General features: G+C 70.3%; 21 protein-coding genes. 7 read left to right on the top strand and 14 right to left on the bottom strand.

The features are described from left to right. Positions 1-90: 90 nt before the first annotated feature. Genes ABZ833_RS31315 through ABZ833_RS31305 form a run of 3 tightly spaced genes read left to right on the top strand, consistent with a single transcriptional unit; the run spans position 91 to position 1,693 of the window. Entirely contained in the window at positions 91-861 is a 771-nt protein-coding gene (locus tag ABZ833_RS31315) for a VOC family protein (protein ID WP_361053429.1), read from the top strand. 8 nt (positions 862-869) lie between these two features. After that, positions 870-1,262: a DUF1016 N-terminal domain-containing protein gene (locus tag ABZ833_RS31310; RefSeq protein ID WP_361053426.1), complete on the top strand. Its 393-nt coding sequence runs from the start codon at positions 870-872 to the stop codon at positions 1,260-1,262. After that, complete coding sequence (locus ABZ833_RS31305) at positions 1,259-1,693, top strand: PPOX class F420-dependent oxidoreductase (RefSeq protein ID WP_361053423.1); 435 nt, start codon at positions 1,259-1,261, stop codon at positions 1,691-1,693. Before ABZ833_RS31310 ends, ABZ833_RS31305 begins: the two co-directional genes overlap by 4 nt. A 31-nt stretch (positions 1,694-1,724) precedes the next feature. Here ABZ833_RS31305 and ABZ833_RS31300 read toward each other — a convergent pair whose 3' ends face one another. Further along, on the bottom strand, positions 1,725-2,387 hold the full coding sequence (locus ABZ833_RS31300; RefSeq protein ID WP_361053420.1) for a class I SAM-dependent methyltransferase: 663 nt from the start codon (positions 2,385-2,387) through the stop codon (positions 1,725-1,727). A 68-nt stretch (positions 2,388-2,455) separates the two neighbouring features. Here ABZ833_RS31300 and ABZ833_RS31295 point away from each other — a divergent pair, with 68 nt between their 5' ends. Continuing rightward, positions 2,456-3,082: a TetR/AcrR family transcriptional regulator gene (locus ABZ833_RS31295; protein WP_361053417.1), complete on the top strand. Its 627-nt coding sequence runs from the start codon at positions 2,456-2,458 to the stop codon at positions 3,080-3,082. Positions 3,083-3,138: 56 nt separating this feature from the next. On the opposite strand, the gene ABZ833_RS31290 is transcribed toward ABZ833_RS31295, so the two are convergent. Further along, positions 3,139-3,639, bottom strand: a complete 501-nt coding sequence (locus tag ABZ833_RS31290; RefSeq protein ID WP_361053535.1) for a DinB family protein — start codon at positions 3,637-3,639, stop codon at positions 3,139-3,141. A gap of 137 nt (positions 3,640-3,776) precedes the next feature. Here ABZ833_RS31290 and ABZ833_RS31285 point away from each other — a divergent pair, with 137 nt between their 5' ends. Further along, entirely contained in the window at positions 3,777-6,338 is a 2,562-nt protein-coding gene (locus tag ABZ833_RS31285; RefSeq protein ID WP_361053414.1) for an NACHT domain-containing protein, read from the top strand. A 57-nt stretch (positions 6,339-6,395) separates the two neighbouring features. After that, positions 6,396-8,960 carry an NACHT domain-containing protein gene (locus ABZ833_RS31280; RefSeq protein WP_361053411.1) on the top strand — a complete coding sequence of 855 codons (2,565 nt, stop codon included), beginning with the start codon at positions 6,396-6,398 and terminating at the stop codon, positions 8,958-8,960. Positions 8,961-9,098: 138 nt separating this feature from the next. On the opposite strand, the gene ABZ833_RS31275 is transcribed toward ABZ833_RS31280, so the two are convergent. Beyond that, entirely contained in the window at positions 9,099-11,624 is a 2,526-nt protein-coding gene (locus tag ABZ833_RS31275; protein WP_249588590.1) for an ATP-dependent Clp protease ATP-binding subunit, read from the bottom strand. Positions 11,625-12,065: 441 nt separating this feature from the next. Here ABZ833_RS31275 and ABZ833_RS31270 point away from each other — a divergent pair, with 441 nt between their 5' ends. Next, on the top strand, positions 12,066-12,659 hold the full coding sequence (locus ABZ833_RS31270) for an SCO3374 family protein (RefSeq protein ID WP_361053408.1): 594 nt from the start codon (positions 12,066-12,068) through the stop codon (positions 12,657-12,659). On the opposite strand, the gene ABZ833_RS31265 is transcribed toward ABZ833_RS31270, so the two are convergent. The 11 genes from ABZ833_RS31265 to ABZ833_RS31215 form a co-directional block, all read right to left on the bottom strand. Further along, positions 12,638-12,976: an Lsr2 family protein gene (locus ABZ833_RS31265; RefSeq protein WP_249588592.1), complete on the bottom strand. Its 339-nt coding sequence runs from the start codon at positions 12,974-12,976 to the stop codon at positions 12,638-12,640. The two genes, ABZ833_RS31270 and ABZ833_RS31265, sit on opposite strands and share 22 nt — an antisense overlap. Before the next feature lie 223 nt (positions 12,977-13,199). Next, positions 13,200-13,733: an amino-acid N-acetyltransferase gene (locus ABZ833_RS31260; RefSeq protein ID WP_160506416.1), complete on the bottom strand. Its 534-nt coding sequence runs from the start codon at positions 13,731-13,733 to the stop codon at positions 13,200-13,202. 9 nt (positions 13,734-13,742) lie between these two features. Beyond that, on the bottom strand, positions 13,743-14,228 hold the full coding sequence (locus ABZ833_RS31255) for a BlaI/MecI/CopY family transcriptional regulator (RefSeq protein ID WP_361053404.1): 486 nt from the start codon (positions 14,226-14,228) through the stop codon (positions 13,743-13,745). Between the two features lie 154 nt (positions 14,229-14,382). Beyond that, positions 14,383-14,553: a hypothetical protein gene (locus tag ABZ833_RS31250; RefSeq protein WP_249588594.1), complete on the bottom strand. Its 171-nt coding sequence runs from the start codon at positions 14,551-14,553 to the stop codon at positions 14,383-14,385. Positions 14,554-14,566: 13 nt separating this feature from the next. Next, entirely contained in the window at positions 14,567-15,178 is a 612-nt protein-coding gene (locus ABZ833_RS31245) for a hypothetical protein (protein ID WP_361053533.1), read from the bottom strand. A gap of 115 nt (positions 15,179-15,293) precedes the next feature. Beyond that, positions 15,294-15,674, bottom strand: a complete 381-nt coding sequence (locus ABZ833_RS31240) for a hypothetical protein (RefSeq protein WP_361053401.1) — start codon at positions 15,672-15,674, stop codon at positions 15,294-15,296. 162 nt (positions 15,675-15,836) lie between these two features. Then, positions 15,837-16,643 (bottom strand): type III pantothenate kinase, encoded by an 807-nt coding sequence (locus ABZ833_RS31235; RefSeq protein ID WP_249588596.1) that lies wholly within the window; start codon positions 16,641-16,643, stop codon positions 15,837-15,839. A 7-nt stretch (positions 16,644-16,650) separates the two neighbouring features. Further along, positions 16,651-17,634 carry a carboxylating nicotinate-nucleotide diphosphorylase gene (gene nadC / locus ABZ833_RS31230; RefSeq protein ID WP_361053397.1) on the bottom strand — a complete coding sequence of 328 codons (984 nt, stop codon included), beginning with the start codon at positions 17,632-17,634 and terminating at the stop codon, positions 16,651-16,653. Between the two features lie 2 nt (positions 17,635-17,636). Beyond that, positions 17,637-19,376 carry an L-aspartate oxidase gene (locus ABZ833_RS31225; RefSeq protein ID WP_361053394.1) on the bottom strand — a complete coding sequence of 580 codons (1,740 nt, stop codon included), beginning with the start codon at positions 19,374-19,376 and terminating at the stop codon, positions 17,637-17,639. Continuing rightward, on the bottom strand, positions 19,373-20,374 hold the full coding sequence (gene panC / locus ABZ833_RS31220; protein WP_361053392.1) for a pantoate--beta-alanine ligase: 1,002 nt from the start codon (positions 20,372-20,374) through the stop codon (positions 19,373-19,375). The genes ABZ833_RS31225 and panC overlap by 4 nt, the downstream gene beginning before the upstream one ends. Beyond that, on the bottom strand, positions 20,371-21,309 hold the full coding sequence (locus ABZ833_RS31215) for a DUF2520 domain-containing protein (protein ID WP_249588600.1): 939 nt from the start codon (positions 21,307-21,309) through the stop codon (positions 20,371-20,373). Before ABZ833_RS31215 ends, panC begins: the two co-directional genes overlap by 4 nt. Between the last annotated feature and the right edge of the window lie 146 nt (positions 21,310-21,455).

Below are 21,455 nucleotides of genomic sequence, written 5' to 3'. Positions count from 1 at the left end.
CCAAATAGGCCAGCAGCCGACCTATTGGACGCCTAGCGTCGGACGCTCCCCGTTGTTCAGCTGTTCGACGAAGGCCGCAAGGAGCGAACGATGAGCCACCTCACCAGCGCCCAGCCCGACGGCACCCCCACTTGGATCGACCTCCGCGTCACCGAGTACGACCGCACCCTGGAGTTCTACGGCGGGCTCTTCGGCTGGGAGTACGCCGAGGAACCCGCCCACAGCGAGCGCAGCGCCACGTGCCTGCTGCACGGAAAGCCGGTCGCGGCCATCACTCAGGCCCCGCCCCCCACAGGCTTCGGCTGGACCATGTACATCGCCACCGCCGACTGCGACGGAACCGCGAAACGCATCACCGAGGCGGGCGGCACTCTGCTGGAGGAGCCGGTGGACGTCATGGCGGACGGCGCCCGCGTGGCCGTCGCGGAGGATTCCGTGGGCGCCCGCTTCGGCCTCTGGCAGGCCCGCACGCGCATCGGCTGCGAAATCGTGAACGAGCCGGGCTCGCTCGTCCGCAACGACCTGCTCACCCCGGCCCCCGGCCCGGCCCGAGCGTTCTACTCGGCGGTCTTCGGCTACACCCTGGACCTCAACGACGTCATGCCGGAAGCGGACTTCACCTTCCTGCGCCGCCCCGACGGCCACGAGATCGGCGGAATCTTCGGCATCCCGAAGCCCTCCACGTCCACCCCCGCATCGGCCTGGGCCACCACCTTCGAGGTGGCCGACACAGACGCGGTGGCCCAGCAAGCCACCGCATCCGGCGGCACGTCCACCACCCCGGAGGACATCCCGTACGGCCGGATCGCCACCGTCACCGACCCCGACGGCAACGAGTTCTCCGTCATCACAAGGCCCTGAACAAGGCCTTGAGCTGCACCGCAGCAGGGTTCGGCCGCCAGGAGCAGGAGGGCCGGGGAACCAAGGTCGTGGCCCGGCCGGCCACAGGCCTCAAGACGGCCTTCCCGAGCCGGCGCGGCTTCTCCCGCCGCAACCTGAAGTACGTGCACAAGCTGGTCCCCACCTGGGCGGAGCCAATGGTGCAACAGCCGGTTGCACAATCGCCCTGGAGCCACGTCGCCCTCCTCCTGGACAAGCTCAGAACCCGCCCCGAGCTGGGCTGCTACGTCAGCGTTGTCGACCAGCCGGTACTCGACCCAGAGCGCGACGACGCGACGGTCGGCTTCCTGATCGGATCTCGTCGCATGGCCCAACGCGAGCCGGAATACCCCGCACCCGACAGCGGGTTGGGCCCAGCATGACGACAGACACACGCTTCGACCCGCACGCCCTGCTCGCGCAGAGCAACCTCGGCGTACTGGCGACGATCAAGTCCGACGGCCGCCCCCAGCTCTCGCCCGTCATGCCGTCGTACGACCGCTCCGACAACGTGATCCGCGTATCGACGACCGCGAGGACGGCAAAGATCGCGAACCTCCGCCGCGACCCCCGCGCCACGCTGGAGGTGACCAGCCCCGACGGCCGCGCCTGGGCCACCGCCGAGGGCACCGCCACCCTCGTCGGCCCGGGAACGGACCCGCAGGGCCCCGAGGTCCAGGCCCTGGTGGACTACTACCGCGCGGCTGCCGGCGAGCACCCGGACTGGGACGAGTACCGCGAGGTCATGGTGTCCGACCGCCGGGTGCTGATCACGATGACGGTCGACAACATCTACGGCACCAAGCTCAACTGACAACAGCCGCAGACCGCGCCCGATGGACCGGTCATAGGCGGCAGCTGATCTCCATGCCGTCCTCGACGGGGAAGGTCACGCTCTGGTAGCCGTTGGCCTGGTCGCGGACATAGCTCAGGTAGGGGCGCAGACTGTCGAGATCGACGTCGTCGGCGATGACGAGGGTGCCTGGTGCGAGGCGAGGCTCCAGCAGTTGCAGGACCGGCAGGCAGAGGTCCTTCCAGCCGTCGAGCAGGACGAGATCGGCAGGAGTGTCGAGATCCCTGAGGGTGTGCCGAGCGTCTCCCTCGAGGACGGTGATCACGTCGTCCAGGCCGGTCTCGGCGAAGGTGCGGCGAGCCGCTGCGATTTTGGTCTTGCTCAGTTCCGTGGTGATGACGCGCCCCGCGCCGTTGTCGCGTACGCCGGCGGCCAGGTACAGCGTGGAGATCCCGAAGGACGTGCCGAACTCCACGACGGTGCTGGGGCGGACGGCTCGGACCAGGTTGTAGAGCAGTTGCCCGCCCGCGGCGGAGATCGGCATATAGATCTCCGCCGCGGCGTCGGCCTGTTCCTGTGGCGTCGTCGGGGCGAGCCCTTCGGGCAGCTTCTCCCTGGCGAGGGCCGCGGTGTCCTCGTCGTGTGCTGCGCGCGCGAACATCTGGCTGAGTGCGGCCTCGACCCGGGGGTCGGCGAGGGTGTGTGTGTAGGTCATGACTTCTAGAGTAGACGCAACGTTGCGTTTAATCTAGAGCTTCTATCCTGTACCCCAGGGAGGCGCTCATGGGACGCGCAGTACAAGGCGACGAGCCCATCGCTGGCTTGTCCGCAGGGCGGCATCACGGCAACCGGCACGGACGAAGTGCCGCGGCCAGGCAGGCGGTGCTCGAGGCGGCCGACGACCTGCTGGCCGAGAAGGGCTATGCCGGCGTCACGATCGAGGGCATCGCGGCGCGCGCCGGCGTGGCCAAGCAGACCGTGTACCGCTGGTGGAAAACGAAGACCGCAGTCCTCATGGACGCCTTCCTGCAGGACGTGACCGAGGACCTGACACCGGCCGATCTGGGTGACCTGTGCGAGGACTTGCGCACCTATCTGCGCCAACTGGCGGAATTCCTGGGCCAGTCCGACTCGGGAGCCGTCTTCCGGGCCCTGATCGCACAGGCACAGCATGACCCCGTCTTCGCCGAGGACTTCCGGGACAGGTTCCTCAACGAGCAGCGCGTGCGCGACCGTCTACCGCTGGAGCGCGCCATCCAGCGCGGAAGGCTGCCCAGCAGTGTCGACGTGACCGCCGAGACCGACCAGCTCGTGGGTCCGCTCTACTACCGCATCCTGGTCACGGGCGAGCCCATCGAGCCCGAGTTCATCGACCGACTCGTCGACGGGTTCCTGCGACGCTCGACCTGACCGGCCACCGCACCGGGACCCGCCCGCAGCAATGGCGGAGCTCAAACCGTGCCGGCTCACCGGCCGGCCGAACCGTCCATCTGCTCGCGGAGGATGTCAGCATGGCCGGCGTGCCGAGCAGTCTCCTCGATCATGTGCACCAAGACCCAGCGCATCGTCGGCGGAGGCGTCTCGCGGAGCGAACGGGCGCCGGGCCGATCCAAGTCATCGCAGGCGTGGATGATGTCATTGCACCGCCCGATCGCCTGATCGTAAGCCGCGAGCAGGCCCTCAGCAGTCTCGTCGTCGGCAGGTTGGGACTCGTCGTCCCATGGCTCGACGTCAGCGCCGGCGTAGGCCCAGGCAAACCAATTGAGCTCAACTGCGGTCAGATGCTTGATGAGGCCGAGGATGCTGGTCCCTGATGGCACCCCAGCAGTCCTGATTGCCTTGTCGGATGCACCCGACGCCTTGGCCGCGACCGCTTCCCTCAGATAGTTGAGGAAGGACAACAGCGTCGTCTTCTCATCGGCGTTGAGACTCGGCGGTCGCAGATCGCCACGCGGCGCGGTGTTCATCACCCTGGGACACTACTCATCGACGGCGCTGGACGACCAGAGATCCCGAGCCGCCGCACGCAGTGCCCCGCAGCGCCCCCGTACCAGTTAAGCCCCAACCCCCGCCGCCCCCACCCCCCTTCACCTACCCTCGACACATGGTCGAAGCCACCACGCTAGGCGCCCGCATCGCGTCCGGCGTCGTCGTGCCGCTCATCAAGAAGCTCTTCGTGGCAGACCAGCCGGGCGCGGCCCTGGTGGACAAGCCCGTCCGCATCTCCGCCCTCATCTCGTTCAGCGGCGAGAAACGCAGCGTCACGCCCAAGGACGTCGAGAAGGTCGCCGACGAGCTCGTGCGCAGGGCGCTGAAGGCCGCCGGGCCCCACGAGCAGCCCGTCGACCCGGCGGAAGCCCTCGCTGTACGCAACGCCCTCGCCCACTCCCTCGCCGCCCTCGGCACCATCACCATCGAGGACGTCGAAGCCGTATCCATGGGGCCGGAAGGCTTCGCGAACCTGCTTCGGTCCAACGCGGGCACCGTCATCATCTCCTTCGGCCTCAGCGCGAGCGGCGAACTCTTCTACGAGCGCCTCCTCCACACCGCCTGCCTCCACATCCTGAACTTCTTCACCCGGCGCTCCACCTACATCGCCCGCCAACTCACCGTCAACACACAGCAGTTGGCCCGACTCGTCCAAGCCATCGACATTCTTCTCGACCGGCTTCCCTCCCAGACCGCCGAGGACGCCGCCTTCGAGGACCGCTACGCCACCCACATCGCCCAGCGCCACGGCACCCTCACCATCTACGGCCTCGACGCCGGCACCAGCGAGTGGCCCCTCGACACCGCCTACCTCAGCCTGGAGGCGACCCGCGAGCGCACAGGACCCGGCGGCAGCGGGCTGCACGTCCCCGCCGAGCAGGTCCTCGCCCAGCACGACCAGGTCCTGCTGCGCGGCGTCGCCGGATCCGGCAAGACCACCCTCGTCCAGTGGCTCGCCGTGACAGCGGCGAGCCGGACGTACGAGCACGGACTCACGCACCTCATCGGGCGCGTGCCCTTCGTCCTGCCGATGCGGCGGATCCTGCGGCCGGGGGCCGAGCTGCCCATCCCGGGGGACTTCCTCAAGGCCGTCGCCTGCCCGGTCGCGGGCGATCAGCCCGCCGGCTGGGTCGACCGCGTCCTGCGCGCCCGGCGCGGCGTGCTCCTCGTCGACGGGATAGACGAGATCGCCGGTGAGCGGCGGGAATCCGCCCGCCGGTGGCTGCGCGAGCTGGCGCGGACCTTCCCCGGGAACCTGTGGCTCGTCACCTCGCGCCCCTCCGCCGTCCCCGAGCGGTGGCTGACCGCCGCCGGCTTCAACGAACTCACGCTCTCCCCGATGGCCCGGCACGACGTCGCCACGTTCGTACGCCGCTGGCACCACGCCGCCGGGGCCGACGAGCCCACCGGCGCGTCCCTGCTGCAGGCCGTACGGACCACCGCCGAGCTGAACCGCCTGGCCACCAACCCCCTGATGTGCGGCATGCTCTGCGCCCTGCACCGGGACCGGAACGGCTTCCTGCCCCAGGACAGGAAGTCTCTCTACGAGGCCGCCCTCTCCATGCTCCTCGAACGGCGGGACAGGGAACGGGGGTTGGACGACCCGGGTGGAGTGCGCATCCCCTATGCCACCCAGATCCAGCTCCTGCAACGCCTCGCGTGGTGGCTGATCCGCAACAGCCGCTCGGAGATGGACCGTTCGGACGCGCTGCACATCATCACGCAGGCACTGCCCTCCCTGAACCTGAGCAGCGAAGCGGAGGAGATCTACACCTCGCTCCTGCTGCGCTCCGGGCTGCTGCGCGAACCCGCCGACGGGCGCGTCGACTTCCTTCACCGCACGTTCCAGGACTATCTCGGCTCCCGGCTCGCGGTGCAGGAACTGGACTTCGATCTGCTCCTGAACAACGCGGACAAGGACGAGTGGGAGGACGTCGTCCTCCTCGCCATCGCCCACGCGCGGCCGAAGGAAGCCGGGCAGATGCTGCGGCGCCTCGTCGAACAGGGCACCCCGCGCGGCAAGCTCCTCGCCGCCGCGGGGCTTCCGTACGCGGCGGAGGTGGCGCCCGCGATCCGTTCGTTCGTGGAGGTCGGGGTGCAGCTGCTCGTACCGCCCGGATCCAGCGCCGAGGCCGAGGAGCTGGCGCGGGCCGGGGGCGAGCTCGTGCTCTCGCTGCTTCCGGCCGCGGAGGGGCTCGACGACTTCGCGGCACGTCATGTGGTGCGTACGGCAAGCGAGTTGGGAAGTGAGTCCGCGCTGCACTTCCTCACCCAGTTCCGCGAACATCCGAGCATGGACGTCCAGCGGACCCTCGCCGCGTGCTGGCCGCACTTCGAGCGCGAGCTCTACGCCGTGGAGATACTCGCGCACCTGCCCCGCCAGGCGCGGGTCACCGTGCGCGACACCGACGACCTCCGCGCCCTGCGCTCCATCGGCGGCTGGGCGGACATCCAGGTCGTCGGCGCCTACCGCGTCGAGGACCTGACCGAACTCATCGTCCGCGAGCGGCTCATCCGGCTCGGTCTGGAGGCGTCCCATCCCGTCGAAGGCCTGGCCTGGCTCTCGGCCTTCCCGAACCTCAAGAGGGTCCATGTGACCTCGGAGGTGAGCGAGGCCGTCGCGCAGCAGGCGCCGGACCAGATCGAACTCATCACCCCACCGCCGTGGCGGAGTTGACCTACCCTTGACTCTCCACGACACACGAAATCCCACCCGCAGGGACCCCCTATGTCCATGGAGCCCGTTGTCCGTATCCCCTCGCCCCTCGCCACACCCCTCGTACAACGGCTCATCGGCACGCCTCCCCCGCAGACGCCCACCACACCCGAGCTGATCGCCGCCTTCACCACCTGGCGCGGCGCGGACGCCCCCGCGACACCGGACGACGTGCACCGCACGGCCGCCGACTTCGTCCACCTCGCCGCCGAGGCGCACACCGCGCCGACGACCGAACTGGGCGCCGTGGTCGATGTGTTGACGCGCACTCTGCTCGCCATCGGGGAGCTGGACCTCACGGACGTGGACGCCGTGCGCCTGGGGCCGCAGGACTACGCGCGGCGCCTCAGGGGCGCCGTGCAGGGCGCCGACCGCTCCCTGACCCCCAGCGCCGCGTGGTTCCACGACGAGCTGCTCGTGGCCGTGTGCCTGCACGTCCTGTACCACTTCGTCCGGCGCTCCCCGCACATCCAGCGGCACATGGCCGAGCGCGCGAGCCGCATCCGCCAGCTCATCGACCTGAACGACGCGGAGGCCGCGGCCCGCCAGCCCGAACAGTCCCAGGAGGACCGGGACTTCGAGGCCGCCTACGCCGAAGAGGTCGTACGACAGCACGGCTGGCTCACCATCGTCGGCGTGGACCTGGCCAACGCGCCGGACCGCTGGCCCCTGGAGGACACCTACCTCAGCCTGGAGGCCGAGGAGAGCAGCGGCAGCGGCGTACCGGGCGAGCCGCGGACCGTGCTGCTCGCCGACCGGGCCCTGGAGGGCCACGAGCGGGTGCTGCTCCGCGGCGTCGCGGGCTCGGGCAAGACGACCCTCGTGCAGTGGCTCGCCGTGGCCGCGGCGCGCGAGGGCGCCCGCGTGCCCTTCGTCCTTCCCGTACGCCGCTTCGCCCGCGAGGGCTTCCCCGCCCCGGACGAGTTCCTGCACGCCATCCGCCACCCCCTCGCCGACCAGGCCCCGGAGGGCTGGGTCGTGCGCACGCTCCTCGCGGGCCGCGCCATGCTCCTGGTCGACGGCATCGACGAGGCCCCGGAGGCCACCCGCGGCGAGCTGCGCAACCAGCTGCGCCGCCTCCTTCGCATCTTCTCCGGCAACGGCTGCCTGGTGACGTCCCGCCCCTCCGCCGTCGAGGACGGCTGGCTCGCCCAGGAGCGCCTCGCCGAGGAGGGCTTCAAGGAGCTGTCCCTCGCGCCGATGTCACGCGACCAGGTCACCCGCTTCATCCACGACTGGCACGCGGCCGCGATGAGCGACGACCAGTGCAAGGAGCAGTCGGAGCGCGACAAGCTGAAGGAGTACGAACAGCGTCTCCTGCACTCCGTGCGCATCTACCGCGAGCTGCGCCAGCTCGCCACCAACCCCCTGATGTGCGGCCTGATATGCGCCCTCAACCGCGACCGCTCCGGCTCCCTGCCCAAAGGCCGCAAGGAGCTGTACGACGCCGCCCTGGAGATGCTCCTCCAGCGCCGCGACCCCGAACGCGACGTCCTGTACGCCGATGATGTGCGGCTCATGCAGGGCCCCCGGGAGCTGCTCCTGCGCAAGCTGGCCCACGCGATGGTGGAGGAGGGCGTGTCGGAGCTGCCGCGCGAGCGCGTCGTCGCCCTTCTGGACGGCGCCCTGCCCGCCATCCCCTCCGCGCGTGCCGAGGGCGACGGCGAGAAGATCTTCCGCCATCTGCTGCACCGCACGGGTCTGCTCCGCGAACAGGCGGGCCTCTCGGTGGACTTCATCCACCGCACCTTCCAGGACTACCTGGCCGCCAAGGAAATAGTGGCCCGCGGTCAGTTGCCCACCCTCGTCGAGCACGCGCACCAGGCCGAGTGGGAGGAGGTCATCCGGATGGCCGCCGCCCACGCACGGCCCGAGGAGTGCGCCGACTTCCTGGAGCGGCTGCTCGCCGCCGCCCCGAACCTGCGCCGCCCGCACGTGAACCACCGGCGCCTGATGGCCGCGGCCTGCCTGGAGCACGTCACCGAGCTCGACCCGGCGGTGCAGCAGCTCGTCCACGACCGCACGAAGAACCTCGTGCGCCCCACGACCGAACTGGCCGCCCGCAGCCTCGGCTGGGTCGGCCCCATCGTCCTGGAGCAGCTGCCGGACCCCGAGCAGGTGCCGAGCGACCAGCAGGCGCTCCTCCTGGCGATCACGGCGACCCGCGTCCAGGACGACGCCGCCATCGACTACCTCGCCCGCCTGCGCCACCGCTCGGCGCTGTCCATCCGGCTCGAACTCGCCCGCCCCTGGCGGCACTTCGACACGGAGCGGTACGCACGCGAGATCATCGCCCACCTCGACCCGGTCGGCCTGTACTTCCCGGTCTCCGACACCGCCGAGCTCGCGGCCCTTCGACACCTCGGCGGGCGGCCCTGGATCCAGGTCGTCGGCGTCATGCGCACCGAGGAGCTCCTCGACGGCCTGGAGCACGAGCAGCTCACCCACCTGTGGGTCACCGCCGAGCTGGCCGACACGGACATGTCCTGGCTCTCCGGCTTCCCGAACCTGAGCGTGCTCCGAGTGAACCCCCGCCTGCCGCGCGTGCGGAACGTACCGGAGGGAATCACGATCACGTCATAGCCGCGGGGAGCGCCCCAAAGGGGCGCGGGGAACTGCGCGAGCAACCACAACGCACCCGCAGCCGCACGCCAAAAGGGGCTGCCCCGGACCGAGAAACGGTCCGGGGCAGCCCCTGTGAGCCTGTGCGAGCCCGGCGGGCTACGCCTCCTTGCTCAGGTTGGGCCCGGCGCCACCAGCCGCCTGCTCGATCGGCGGGACGTCCGGAAGCGCAGCCTTCTCCTCGCCGCGGAAGGTGAACTTGGCTTCGTCGCCCTCACCCTCCGTGCCGACGACCACGATGTGGCCGGGGCGGAGCTCGCCGAAGAGGATCTTCTCCGACAGGATGTCCTCGACCTCGCGCTGGATCGTCCGGCGCAGCGGCCGGGCGCCCATCACCGGGTCGTAACCCTTCTTGGCCAGGAGCTTCTTCGCGTCACCGCTGAGCTCGATACCCATGTCGCGGTCCTTGAGACGCTCGTCCACCTTGGCGATCATGAGGTCGACGATCTGGATGATGTCTTCCTCGGTGAGCTGGTGGAAGACCACCGTGTCGTCGACACGGTTCAGGAACTCCGGGCGGAAGTGCTGCTTCAGCTCGTCGTTGACCTTGGTCTTCATGCGCTCGTAGTTCGTCTTGACGTCACCCGCGGCGGCGAATCCAAGGTTGAAGCCCTTGGAGATGTCACGCGTGCCGAGGTTGGTCGTCATGATGATGACCGTGTTCTTGAAGTCCACGACCCGGCCCTGGGAGTCGGTCAGGCGACCGTCTTCCAGGATCTGGAGGAGCGAGTTGAAGATATCCGGGTGGGCCTTCTCGACCTCGTCGAAGAGGACGACCGAGAACGGCTTGCGGCGGACCTTCTCCGTCAGCTGCCCGCCCTCTTCGTAACCGACATATCCGGGCGGCGAACCGAAGAGGCGCGAGACCGTGTGCTTCTCGCTGAACTCCGACATGTCGAGGGAGATCAGGGCGTCCTCGTCACCGAAGAGGAATTCGGCGAGCGTCTTGGAAAGCTCCGTCTTACCGACACCGGACGGGCCGGCGAAGATGAACGAGCCACCGGGACGCTTCGGGTCCTTGAGACCGGCACGCGTACGGCGAATCGCCTGCGAAAGCGCCTTGATGGCGTCCTTCTGGCCGATGACCCGCTTGTGGAGCTCGTCCTCCATGCGCAGCAGCCGCGAGGACTCCTCCTCGGTCAGCTTGAAGACCGGAATGCCCGTGGCCGTGGCGAGGACCTCGGCGATGAGCTCGCCGTCGACCTCGGCGACGACGTCCATGTCGCCGGCCTTCCACTCCTTCTCGCGCTTGGCCTTCGCCGCGAGCAGCTGCTTCTCCTTGTCGCGGAGAGAGGCGGCCTTCTCGAAGTCCTGCGAGTCGATCGCGGACTCCTTGTCGCGGCGGACACCCGCGATCTTCTCGTCGAACTCGCGGAGGTCCGGCGGCGCGGTCATCCGGCGGATGCGCATCCGGGAACCGGCCTCGTCGATCAGGTCGATCGCCTTGTCCGGCAGGAAGCGGTCCGAGATGTACCGGTCGGCCAGGGTGGCGGCCTGCACCAGCGCCTCGTCCGTGATGGAGACCCGGTGGTGAGCCTCGTAACGGTCGCGCAGACCCTTGAGGATCTCGATGGTGTGCGGCAGCGACGGCTCCGCGACCTGGATGGGCTGGAAGCGGCGCTCGAGGGCCGCATCCTTCTCCAGGTGCTTGCGGTACTCGTCCAGCGTCGTGGCACCGATGGTCTGCAGCTCGCCTCGCGCCAGCATGGGCTTGAGGATGCTCGCGGCGTCGATCGCGCCCTCGGCGGCGCCCGCACCCACCAGGGTGTGGAGCTCGTCGATGAACAGGATGATGTCGCCGCGGGTGCGGATCTCCTTGAGGACCTTCTTCAGGCGCTCCTCGAAGTCACCGCGGTAGCGGGAGCCGGCGACCAGTGCGCCGAGGTCAAGCGTGTAGAGGTGCTTGTCCTTCAGCGTCTCGGGCACCTCGCCCTTGACGATGGCCTGCGCGAGGCCCTCGACGACGGCGGTCTTGCCGACGCCGGGCTCGCCGATGAGCACGGGGTTGTTCTTCGTACGGCGGGACAGCACCTGCATGACCCGCTCGATCTCCTTCTCGCGCCCGATGACCGGGTCGAGCTTGGACTCACGAGCGGCCTGGGTGAGGTTCCGGCCGAACTGGTCGAGCACCAGGGACGTGGAAGGCGTGCCCTCCGCAGGACCGCCTGCGGTGGCGGTCTCCTTGCCCTGGTATCCGGAGAGCAGCTGGATGACCTGCTGCCGCACCCGGTTGAGATCGGCGCCCAGCTTCACGAGGACCTGGGCGGCGACGCCCTCGCCCTCGCGGATCAGGCCGAGCAGGATGTGCTCCGTGCCGATGTAGTTGTGGCCCAGCTGAAGGGCCTCGCGGAGCGAAAGCTCCAGGACCTTCTTGGCACGGGGGGTGAAGGGGATGTGGCCGGACGGGGCCTGCTGGCCCTGACCGATGATCTCCTCCACCTGCTGGCGGACCGCCTCGAGCGAAATCCCGAGGCTCTCCAGGGCCTTAGCGGCGACACCCTCGCCCTCGTGGATCAAGCCCAGGAGGATGTGCTCGGTGCCGATGTAGTTGTGGTTGAGCATCCGGGCTTCTTCCTGAGCCAGGACGACAACCCGCCGCGCGCGGTCGGTGAACCTCTCGAACATCGTTAATCGCTCCTCAGAGCGGTCAGGCAGTAAGGGGGCTGTCCCCTCCCTGTCCTTCCGCAGCTTAGTCCCGCAAGCGGGGACCGCTCATTCCAACTGCCGACACCCGGCCGAGAACAAGAGGTGCCTCCTGACCCCGAACGCCGACAACTGCTCCAACCCGATGGTGCGAGACGATGTTCCCGCAGGCCAAGCACTTACCCTCACCTCAGCTACGCCGATGGCGAACGTGAGACGGCCTGGCGCGTGTGTCGCCCCTCCCCACTAGGGATGTCTTACCCGCAACGACTGACACTCCATGCGGCGCGCGCCGGTTCCCTCCGCTACGGGCGAACACCCTTGCGCCGCCGAACACGCCCTTACGCCCTCTTTCCGGGCACTGTGCGCATTCGCGGAGACACGCTGCGTAACCCAGGAGCCTTCCGGCCGGTTGCTCCTGGCATGGCCATCACCGTTCCCCAGCCCCGTGTACCGGTCGAACAGAGCGACCCGGTGCGGCAGTGGTACGAGAACGAACTCGGCTGGGCGACCGCCGAGGACCGTCCCGGACTGCCGGTGCAGCTCCTGACGGGGCTCCGCTTCGACGTACTGCAGTTGCCCGCTGAAGCAGGCTTCGCCGCCCTGCGGCATCTCGGGCCGAAGGCTCCGGTGGCTCTGCGGGGGGAAACGATGCGGCTCTTCGTGGCCGCGGGGAGCGCCGACGAGCTTCCGGGGCTCCTGGAGTGGCTGGAGTGGGGCGGCATCCGCCTCGACCTCACGGCCATCGGTGCGGGCGGACGGATCGACGCGCCCACGCCTCCGGGGTGGTCCGGCTCGCAGGGGGCCGCCGTATGGCTGCGACCCCCAGAGCCCGGGTGCGAGGTGGAGCCGACGCTGCCGGCACTGCCTTCCCTGTCGTGCGTGGGGGGTGGCACCGTGCCCCACAGCGACCCCGCCGTGGGCTCCGGTCTCGTACGACTTGTGGACACGGCGGCAACGCAGTGCCACCGGGTCCGGTTGCGACGGACCCGTCGTCAGCCGTTGGCCTTCTCGTAGGCCTCGCGAATGGACGCGGGGACGCGGCCGCGGTCGTTGACCTCGAAACCGTTGTCCTTCGCCCAGGCACGGATCGCCGCGGTGTCCTGACCGCCGCTCGTGGCAGCGGCACGGGCTTTGCCGCGCCCGGCCGATCCACGGCCACCGGTGCGACGACCGCCCTTGAGGTACGGCTCAAGAAGACCGCGGAGCTTGTCCGCGTTCGACGTGGTGAGGTCGATCTCGTACGACTTGCCGTCCAGCGCAAACGTCACGGTCTCGTCTGCCTCGCCACCGTCGAGGTCATCGACAAGAAGGACCTGAACCTTCTGTGCCACCGGATTTCCTTTCATCGATAACTTAGGGCCGGATCGCACGGCGCGAGCCGCAGAATCGCCGCCCCCTGTTATATGCAGTACTGCAGTACGTCGGAAAGCAAACCGCTTTTGCTGGGAAAACACAAACCCCCGGGAGAGACTGAGGACCCCGAGAACCCTGGAAACGTGCGCGTTTCGGACATAGGGAACCGGGGCAGCAGGCAGCCCGGAATACCGGCGACGATCACAGATGCAGAAGCATCCGGCTGTTGCCCAAGGTGTTCGGTTTCACTCGTTCGAGGCCGAGGAACTCGGCGACGCCCTCGTCTTTGGAACGCAGGAGCTCGCTGTAGACATCTCCGTCGACAGGCGTCTCACCGATCTCCACGAAGCCGTGCTTCGCGAAGAAGTCGACTTCGAAGGTGAGACAGAAAACCCGCCGGACACCGAGCCAGCGAGCGGTCTGCAGCAACTTCCCCAACACCTGATGACCCACTCCGGCGCCCTTGACATCGGGGTTCACCGCGAGAGTGCGCACTTCCGCGAGGTCTTCCCACATCACGTGGAGGGCGCCGCAGCCGACGACCTCGGCGTTGTCGTCGCGTTCCGCCACCCAGAACTCCTGGATGGACTCGTAAAGGGCGACCGTCGCTTTGTCGAGCAGGATCCCCTGACGGGCGTAGGAGTCGAGGAGGTTGCGTACGACCGGCACATCGGCGGTGCGCGCCCGGCGTACGGAGACTGCTTTAGCGCTGAGTTCAGGGGGTTCTGCTGGCATGACCGGACGCTATCGCTCTACTTCTGGCTCCGCCGCGCCGGGGTTCTCCGGGACCGCTTGAGGTGTCTCTTGAGGTGTCTCTTGAGGATCCGCTTGAGGGATCGCTTCAGGGATCGCTTCAGGGATCGCTTGAGAGACCGGGCCCACGATGCGCATCGCGCCGCTGAGTGCTTCGCGCTGTTCCGCCGACATCATCCCGAAGAACGCGACGAGAGCGGCGGCGGGGTTGTCGCTCTGCGACCATGCTTCGTTCATCAGTGCGGCGGCGTAGGCGGCCCGAGTGGAGACCGCCTCATATCGATAGGCGCGGCCTTCCGCTTCACGGCGCACCCAGCCCTTCTGATGAAGATTGTCCAAAACGGTCATGACGGTGGTGTACGCGATGGACCGTTCCTGCTGAAGGTCTTCCAGGACTTCTCGAACGGTCACGGGGCGGTTCCACTTCCACACCCGTGTCATGACTGAGTCTTCGAGTTCTCCCAAGGGGCGAGGCACACCAGAACAATAGTGGGAGATGTCACTAATGACGTGACGGACGTGGGCGAGGCGCCATTTCCGCAACAAAAAGGGCGTACGACTCGGAATGGGAGCGAGTCGTACGCCAGGAGTGTGCGGGTGGTGACCTCGGGTCACCGGGAGTCGGGCCTGGTCAGGCCTTGGGGGCCTGCCGGGCGCCTTCGGCTCGGGCGATCACGGCGTCGACGGCCGCGTCTTCCTTGGCCTTGTTGGCGCCGCCCTGGGTCTTCACGATCGTCACGATGAGACCGCCGAAGAACACGGCCATCACTACGGGGGGCAGGAGCGCGGAGACGTATTCCATGCCCCCAGAGTAGCTAGCCCGCGGCGAGCTGGTGCGGGGGGTCCGCCGGGCGGCGCTTGGGAGGGAAGACCTCGGCCGGGGTCGGCACGGGTCGGGGCTGCTCGGGAGTGGCCGGCTTGCCGGGCGGGGCGCTCGGCGTCTTGGGCTTGGGCTCCGCCCTGTCGTCGGCCTCGCTCCTGCCGCCGGGGAGGGCGAGCAGGCGCGTGCGCGAGGCGGGGACGAGACGGCGGGGCGCCGGGGTGGACGTATGGGACCGGCCCGAGAGGCGGGCGCGTACGGCCTGTTCGGCGAGGGTCCGGCAGCGGTCGAGGAGGGCGGCCGCGACCGGGTTGCCGCGCAGGGCGCGCAGCGCGGCGAGGTCGTCGGCGCCCGGCTGGTAGCCGGAGCAGAGGACGTCCTCGAGGAGCGCGAGGTAGCCGGTCGCGGTGCCGGGCAGGGCCGCCCGGTAGCGGGCGAGGTCGGCCAGCAGGAAGGCGCGGAGCCTGGCGCCCTCGCTGACCGCCTCGTCGACGGCGTCGGCGAGACGGAGACAGTCCTGGACGTCTTCGTCGGAGACGGGGCTTGGATGCAGGGCGAGGGCCAGAGCGCGGCGGAGCACACGCAGCTCCTCCGCACCGAAGGCCATCCCGCCGCGAGATCCGTATGGCGTGGGCATGGACCGACAATACGTGCCAAACGGACAAAATCCGCTTAACGCCAATCTGTGGCGTGGCTTCCGCGGGACGTGGCGGCGCCCGCGCTCACTCCGAGCGGCGGCGGATCATCGCGAAGACGACCGCGCCGACACCGAGGGCGCCGGCCGCGACGGCCGTGATCCAGGGGAGCACGCCCGCGCCGGTGTCCGCGATGGTGCCGGGGCCTTCTTCATCGGTACCGGGCGTGCTGGAGGTGCTGGACGTGCTGGAGGTGGCGGACGGTGAGGCCGTCGTGGACAGGCCGCCGACCAAGGCCCCGGGGCCCTCGGCGGTGCCTTCCGCGCCGAAGTCCACCGCGTACGTCACCGTGTGCGCCGCACGGCCGTCCTCGAACCCGGTGGCCGCGCTCGCCGCCGTGGCCGGTCCGGCCAGACCGGCAAGCACCCCGGCGGCCACTGTCGCGACCAGACTTCCCCTACGCCCCATTTGCTCCACGCCCGCTCGAACCCGGTCACGTCCCGTCCCTGCGCAGACTCTTCTATGGGGCGCAGGGTTGTGTGCGCAAGCCCCGCTTATGAGCCGCCAGTTATGAGCCGACGGGTGCGGTCGACAGCTGCGGCGACAGCTGCGGAACGTCTCCCGGAGTGCTCAACTCCGGGAGACGTTGCGCTCGTAGACCAGGCGCAGGCCGATGAGGGTCAGCCACGGCTCGTGCTCGTCGATGACCGAGGCCTCGCCGAGCACCATGGGCGCCAGGCCGCCGGTCGCGATGACCGTCACGTCGTCGGGATCGCCGTCCGGGCCCGCCAGTTCGCGGGCCATGCGCTGCACGACGCCGTCGACCTGGCCCGCGAAGCCGTACAGAATGCCCGACTGCATGGCCTCCACGGTGTTCTTGCCGATGACGCTGCGCGGCCGGGCAAGCTCGATCTTGCGGAGCTGGGCGCCCCGCACGCCGAGCGCCTCGACGGAGATCTCGATGCCGGGGGCGATGACGCCTCCGGTGTACTCCCCGCGCGCGGAGACCGCGTCGAACGTGGTCGCCGTGCCGAAGTCGACGACGACGGCGGGGCCTCCGTAGAGCTCGACCGCCGCGACCGCGTTGATGATGCGGTCGGCGCCGACCTCCTTGGGGTTGTCCATGAGGATCGGCACGCCGGTCTTGATGCCGGGCTCCACGAGGACGGCGGGCACGTCTCCGTAGTACCGCCGTGTGACCTCGCGCAGTTCGTGCAGGACGGAGGGGACCGTCGAGCAGATGGCGATGCCGTCGATCCCGTCGCCGAGCTCCTCGCCGAGGAGCGGGTGCATGCCCATCAACCCGTTGAGGAGCACGGCCAGTTCGTCGGCGGTGCGGCGGGCCTCGGTGGAGATGCGCCAGTGCTCGACGATCTCTTCGCCGTCGAAGAGACCGAGGACGGTGTGGGTGTTTCCGACGTCGATGGTCAGCAGCATGTCGTCGTCACTCCGCCGCGCGCAGGTCGAGGCCGATGTCCAGGATCGGCGAGGAGTGGGTCAGGGCGCCCACCGCGAGGAAGTCCACGCCCGTCCGCGCGTACGCGGGTGCGTTCTCCAGGGTGAGGCGGCCGGAGGACTCCAGGATCGCGCGGCCCGCCACGATGGCCACGGCCTCCTCGGTCTCGCCCGGCGTGAAGTTGTCCAGGAGGATCAGGTCGGCGCCCGCGTCCACGACCTCGCGCAGCTGGTGGAGGGTGTCGACCTCGACCTCCACGGCCAGGTCGGGGAAGGCCGCGCGGACGGCCTTGAAGGCCTGCTCCACGCCTCCCGCGGCCACGACGTGGTTGTCCTTCACCAGCGCCGCGTCGGAGAGCGACATGCGGTGGTTCACGCCGCCGCCCATCCGCACCGCGTACTTCTCCAGGGCACGCAGGCCCGCCGTCGTCTTGCGGGTGTCGCGGACCTTGGCGCTCGTGCCCTCCAGTGCGTCGGCCCACGCGCGCGTGGCCGTCGCCACGCCGGACAGGCGGCACAGGAGGTTGAGCGCGCTGCGCTCGGCGGTGAGCAGGTCGCGGGTGCGGGTGGTGACGCTGAGCAGCTTCTGGCCCGCCTCCACCCGGTCGCCGTCCTCGACGTGCCGCTCGACCTCGAAGGTGTCCGTGCAGACGAGGGAGATGACGGCTTCGGCGACGCGCAGGCCCGCGACAATGCCGGCCTCACGCGCGGTGAAGTCGCCGGTGGCCACGGCCTCTTCGGGGATCGTGGCGACCGAGGTGACGTCCACGCCGCCGTCCAGGTCCTCCTCGATCGCCATGTGCGCGATGTCCTCGACCTGCACGGGGTCGAGCCCCGCGTCGGTCAGGAGCTGCGCGAGAGCGGGGTCGAGGCCGCACTCCAGGGGGTCGTACGCGTCGTCTCCGCCGCAGCCGCAGGCGTCGCCGCAGCCACCGCCGGTGGGGGCGAGAGGGAGGTCGTCGGGGGTGCTCACGGTCACTTCTCCTGAAGGCTGGTCGTCGGGGGGAAGTCTGCGGTCTCGGTCGTGTGCGCCGCCAGGGTCCGGTCCGCGTTCAGGCGTACGACGATGTGGCGCCGCCAGGCCTCGTCGTCGCGGTCGGGGCGGTCCTCGCGCCAGTGGCAGCCGCGGGTCTCCTCGCGGCGCTGCGCGGCGGCGACCAGGACGCGGGCGACGCACAGGAGGTTGGTGGTCTCCCAGGTGTCGACGCCGGGCTCGGCGGTCTTGCCGTCCTCGGCGAGCGCGCCCGCCGCCTCCGCGTGGATGCGGGCCAGGCGGGCCGCGGCCTCGGAGAGGGAGTCGGCGGACCTGAGCACTCCGGCGCCGTCGGTCATCACGCGCTGGATGGCGAAGCGGGCCTCGGGGGGCAGCAGGGGGTGCGCGGGGGTGTCGGGGTGGGGCACCGGCGCGGGGGCGGGCACGGGGACGGGCACCGCGGCGTAGAGGGCGGGCAGGGCCAGCTCCGCGTGCCGTTGCGCGATGTCCGCGGCGATGCGCTCGGCGTAGACCAGGCCCTCCAGAAGGGAGTTGGAGGCGAGGCGGTTGGCGCCGTGGACGCCGGTGCAGGCGACCTCGCCGCAGGCGTACAGGCCCGGGACCGTGGTGCGGCCCCGCGGGTCGGTGCGGACGCCGCCGGAGGCGTAGTGCGCGGCCGGGGCGACGGGGATGGGCTCGGTCAGCGGGTCGATGCCGTGGGCGCGGCAGGCGGCGAGGATGGTCGGGAAGCGGTTCTCCCACATGTCGGCGCCGAAGTGCCTGGCGTCCAAGTACATGTGCTCGGCGCCCTGTTCCTGCATGCGGCGCGTGATGCCCTTGGCGACGATGTCGCGGGGTGCGAGCTCGGCGAGCTCGTGCTGGCCGACCATGAAGCGCACGCCGTCCGCGTCCACCAGGTGGGCGCCCTCGCCGCGCACCGCCTCGGAGACCAGCGGCTGCTGGCCCTCCGCGTCGGCTCCCAGGAAGAGCACGGTGGGGTGGAACTGCACGAACTCCAGGTCGCTCACCTCGGCGCCCGCGCGCAGGGCGAGCGCGACGCCGTCGCCCGTCGACACGGACGGGTTCGTGGTCGCCGAGAAGACCTGGCCCATGCCGCCGGTGGCGAGGACGACCGCGGGGGCGTGGACCGCGCCCACGCCGTCGTGCTGGCCCTCTCCCATGACGTGCAGGGAGACACCGGCGGTGCGGCCGTCGGCGTCGGTGAGCAGGTCAAGGACGAGGGCGTTCTCCACGGTCGGTATGGACTGCGCGCGGACCGCTTCGACCAGGGCGCGGGAGATCTCAAGACCGGTCGCGTCGCCGCCCGCGTGCGCGATGCGGCGGCGGTGGTGGCCGCCCTCGCGGGTCAGCTCGATGGCGCCTTCGGGGCTCGTGTCGAAGTGGGCGCCGGTCTCGATGAGGCGCCGGACGGCGCCGGGGCCCTCGGTGACCAGGGTGCGCACGGCCTCCTCGTCGCACAGGCCCACGCCCGCCACGAGGGTGTCTTCCAGGTGCTGCTCGGGGGTGTCGCCCTCGCCGAGCGCCGCGGCGACGCCGCCCTGCGCCCAGCGCGTGGAGCCGTCGTCAAGGCTGGCCTTGGTGACCACGACGGTCTTCAGGCCCGCGGCCGAGCAGCGCAGGGCCGTGGTCAGTCCGGCCACTCCGGAGCCGACGACGACGACGTCGGCCTCCAGGGACCAGCCGGGGGCGGGGGCATGCAGCCGTATTCCGGTGGCACTCATGTGGTGGCTCCGAACGTGAGCGGGATGTTGTCGATCAGCCGGGTCGCGCCGACCTTGGCCGCCACGGCGAGGACCGCCTCACCGGTGTGGCCCGGCTGTACGTCCGTGAAGTCGGCCGGGTCGACGAGCGCCAGATAGTCCAGCTCCAGCGGCGGCTTGCGGCGACCTGCCTCGTCCAGGACGTGCCGGGCGGCTGCGCGGACGGCCGCGGGGCCGCCGGGCACGGACGGCGTGACGGACTGCGCGAGGGCGTGGGTGTCGGCCGCGGCGCGGGACTCCCCCAGGGCGTTCAGGGCGTCGGCGCGCGCGTGCGTGACGGGGGCCTGCGCCGCACGCGCGTGGAGGGCCTCCTGCGCGGCGTGCCGGTCGCGGCCCGCGAAGAGGGCCTGGGAGAGCGCGAGCGCGGTGCGCCGCTCGGCCGGCGAGAGATAGCGGTTGCGGCTGGAGAGGGCCAGGCCGTCGTCCTCACGGACGGTGGGCACGCCGACGATCTCGATGCCGAAGTTCAGGTCCCGCACCATGCGGCGGATGAGGGCGAGCTGCTGGGCGTCCTTCTGGCCGTACAGCGCGACGTCGGGCCGGGTGAGGTGCAGCAGCTTGGCGACGACCGTCAGCATGCCGTCGAAGTGGCCGGGGCGCGTGGCCCCTTCGAGGAGTGCGCCCATGGGGCCCGCGCTGATCCGGACCTGCGGTGCGCCGCCCGGATAGACCTCGTCGACGGACGGGGCGAACACGAAGTCCGCGCCTTCCTGTTCGGCGATCTTGACGTCGGCGTCCAGTGTCCGGGGGTAGCGGTCGAGGTCCTCGCCCGCGCCGAACTGGAGGGGGTTCACGAAGACCGTGACCACGACTTCGCCCTCGTCGCCCGCGATGCGGCGTGCGGTGCGGATCAGCGTGGCGTGGCCCTCGTGCAGGGCGCCCATGGTCATGACGACGACGCGGCGACCGGCACGCGTGCGCGTGCGCAGTGGTTCGGCGGTGTGCACGAGGCTGGTCATCGGGTGCCTCCCTCGCCGTCGCCGGTCACGCTCCCGCCGTTGGCCAGGACTCCCAGGAGGTCCTCGGCGAGCTCGGGCTTGAGCAGTCCGTGGGCGAGCGCGCGGTCGGCGGTCGCGCGGGCCATCGCCAGATACCCGGCGACGGTCTGCGGGGCGTGCTTGCGCAACTCGGCGACGTGCGCGGCGACGGTGCCCGCGTCCCCCCGTGCGACGGGTCCGGTGAGGGCGGCGTCGCCGGACCGCAGCGCGTTGTCCAGGGCGGCGCCGAGCAGCGGGCCGAGCATCCGGTCGGGAGCCTCCACGCCCGCGTCACGGAGCAGCTCCATGGACTCGGCGACCAGCGTGACCAGGTGGTTCGCGCCGAGCGCGAGCGCCGCGTGGTAGAGCGGGCGCGACTCCTCGGCGATCCATTCGGGCTCGCCGCCCATCTCGATGACCAGCGCCTCCGCTGCGAGACGCAGCTCCTCGGGAGCGGTCACGCCGAAGGAGCAGCCCGCGAGGCGCTGAACGTCGACGGGGGTGCCGGTGAACGTCATGGCGGGGTGCAGCGCGAGCGGCAGGGCACCGGCGCGCAGGGCGGGTTCGAGCACCTTGGTGCCGTACCGCCCGGAGGTGTGCACGATCAGCTGGCCGGGGCGCACGGCACCGGTCTCCGCGAGGCCTTCGACCAGGCCGGGCAGGGCGTCGTCCGGCACGGTCAGGAGGACGAGGTCGGCGCGCTCGAGGACCTGGGCGGGCGGGACGAGGGGGACGTCGGGCAGGAGGACCGCCGCGCGTCGTACGGAGGCGTCGGAGACTCCCGACGCGGCGACGGGGCGGTGCCCGGCGAGCTGGAGTGCCGCGGCGAGCGCGGGGCCGACTCGGCCCGCTCCCACGACACCCACCGTGAGCCTCGCGGGACGGTCCCGCGGGTCTGGCTGATGAGGTGCGTTCACGCGATGACGCCTTCTTCCCGTTCCAGTCCGCTCCGGGTACCGGACGATTTCTCGTCATGCTAACGCGATTGGTCCGCGCCGCGTCCTCGGCTGTCCACAGGCTGTGGCTATTGGTATGACCGGCGGCCGGTCGCACGCCATGCTCG

It is taken from the genome of Streptomyces sp. NPDC047525 (assembly GCF_040643025.1).
Taxonomy (GTDB): domain Bacteria; phylum Actinomycetota; class Actinomycetes; order Streptomycetales; family Streptomycetaceae; genus Streptomyces; species Streptomyces durmitorensis.
This window is presented reverse-complemented; position numbering and strand designations above follow the sequence as displayed.

What these genes read in the sequence shown, in the direction of transcription:
- ABZ833_RS31315 (WP_361053429.1), top strand. Translation starts at nt 91, where the DNA reads ATGAGCCACCTCACCAGCGCCCAGCCCGACGGCACCCCCACTTGGATC.
- ABZ833_RS31305 (WP_361053423.1), top strand. Translation starts at nt 1,259, where the DNA reads ATGACGACAGACACACGCTTCGACCCGCACGCCCTGCTCGCGCAGAGC.
- ABZ833_RS31300 (WP_361053420.1), bottom strand. Translation starts at nt 2,387, where the DNA reads ATGACCTACACACACACCCTCGCCGACCCCCGGGTCGAGGCCGCACTC.
- ABZ833_RS31295 (WP_361053417.1), top strand. Translation starts at nt 2,456, where the DNA reads ATGGGACGCGCAGTACAAGGCGACGAGCCCATCGCTGGCTTGTCCGCA.
- ABZ833_RS31290 (WP_361053535.1), bottom strand. Translation starts at nt 3,639, where the DNA reads ATGAACACCGCGCCGCGTGGCGATCTGCGACCGCCGAGTCTCAACGCC.
- ABZ833_RS31285 (WP_361053414.1), top strand. Translation starts at nt 3,777, where the DNA reads ATGGTCGAAGCCACCACGCTAGGCGCCCGCATCGCGTCCGGCGTCGTC.
- ABZ833_RS31280 (WP_361053411.1), top strand. Translation starts at nt 6,396, where the DNA reads ATGGAGCCCGTTGTCCGTATCCCCTCGCCCCTCGCCACACCCCTCGTA.
- ABZ833_RS31275 (WP_249588590.1), bottom strand. Translation starts at nt 11,624, where the DNA reads ATGTTCGAGAGGTTCACCGACCGCGCGCGGCGGGTTGTCGTCCTGGCT.
- ABZ833_RS31270 (WP_361053408.1), top strand. Translation starts at nt 12,066, where the DNA reads ATGGCCATCACCGTTCCCCAGCCCCGTGTACCGGTCGAACAGAGCGAC.
- ABZ833_RS31260 (WP_160506416.1), bottom strand. Translation starts at nt 13,733, where the DNA reads ATGCCAGCAGAACCCCCTGAACTCAGCGCTAAAGCAGTCTCCGTACGC.
- ABZ833_RS31250 (WP_249588594.1), bottom strand. Translation starts at nt 14,553, where the DNA reads ATGGAATACGTCTCCGCGCTCCTGCCCCCCGTAGTGATGGCCGTGTTC.
- ABZ833_RS31245 (WP_361053533.1), bottom strand. Translation starts at nt 15,178, where the DNA reads ATGGCCTTCGGTGCGGAGGAGCTGCGTGTGCTCCGCCGCGCTCTGGCC.
- ABZ833_RS31240 (WP_361053401.1), bottom strand. Translation starts at nt 15,674, where the DNA reads ATGGGGCGTAGGGGAAGTCTGGTCGCGACAGTGGCCGCCGGGGTGCTT.
- ABZ833_RS31235 (WP_249588596.1), bottom strand. Translation starts at nt 16,643, where the DNA reads ATGCTGCTGACCATCGACGTCGGAAACACCCACACCGTCCTCGGTCTC.
- ABZ833_RS31225 (WP_361053394.1), bottom strand. Translation starts at nt 19,376, where the DNA reads ATGAGTGCCACCGGAATACGGCTGCATGCCCCCGCCCCCGGCTGGTCC.
- panC (WP_361053392.1), bottom strand. Translation starts at nt 20,374, where the DNA reads ATGACCAGCCTCGTGCACACCGCCGAACCACTGCGCACGCGCACGCGT.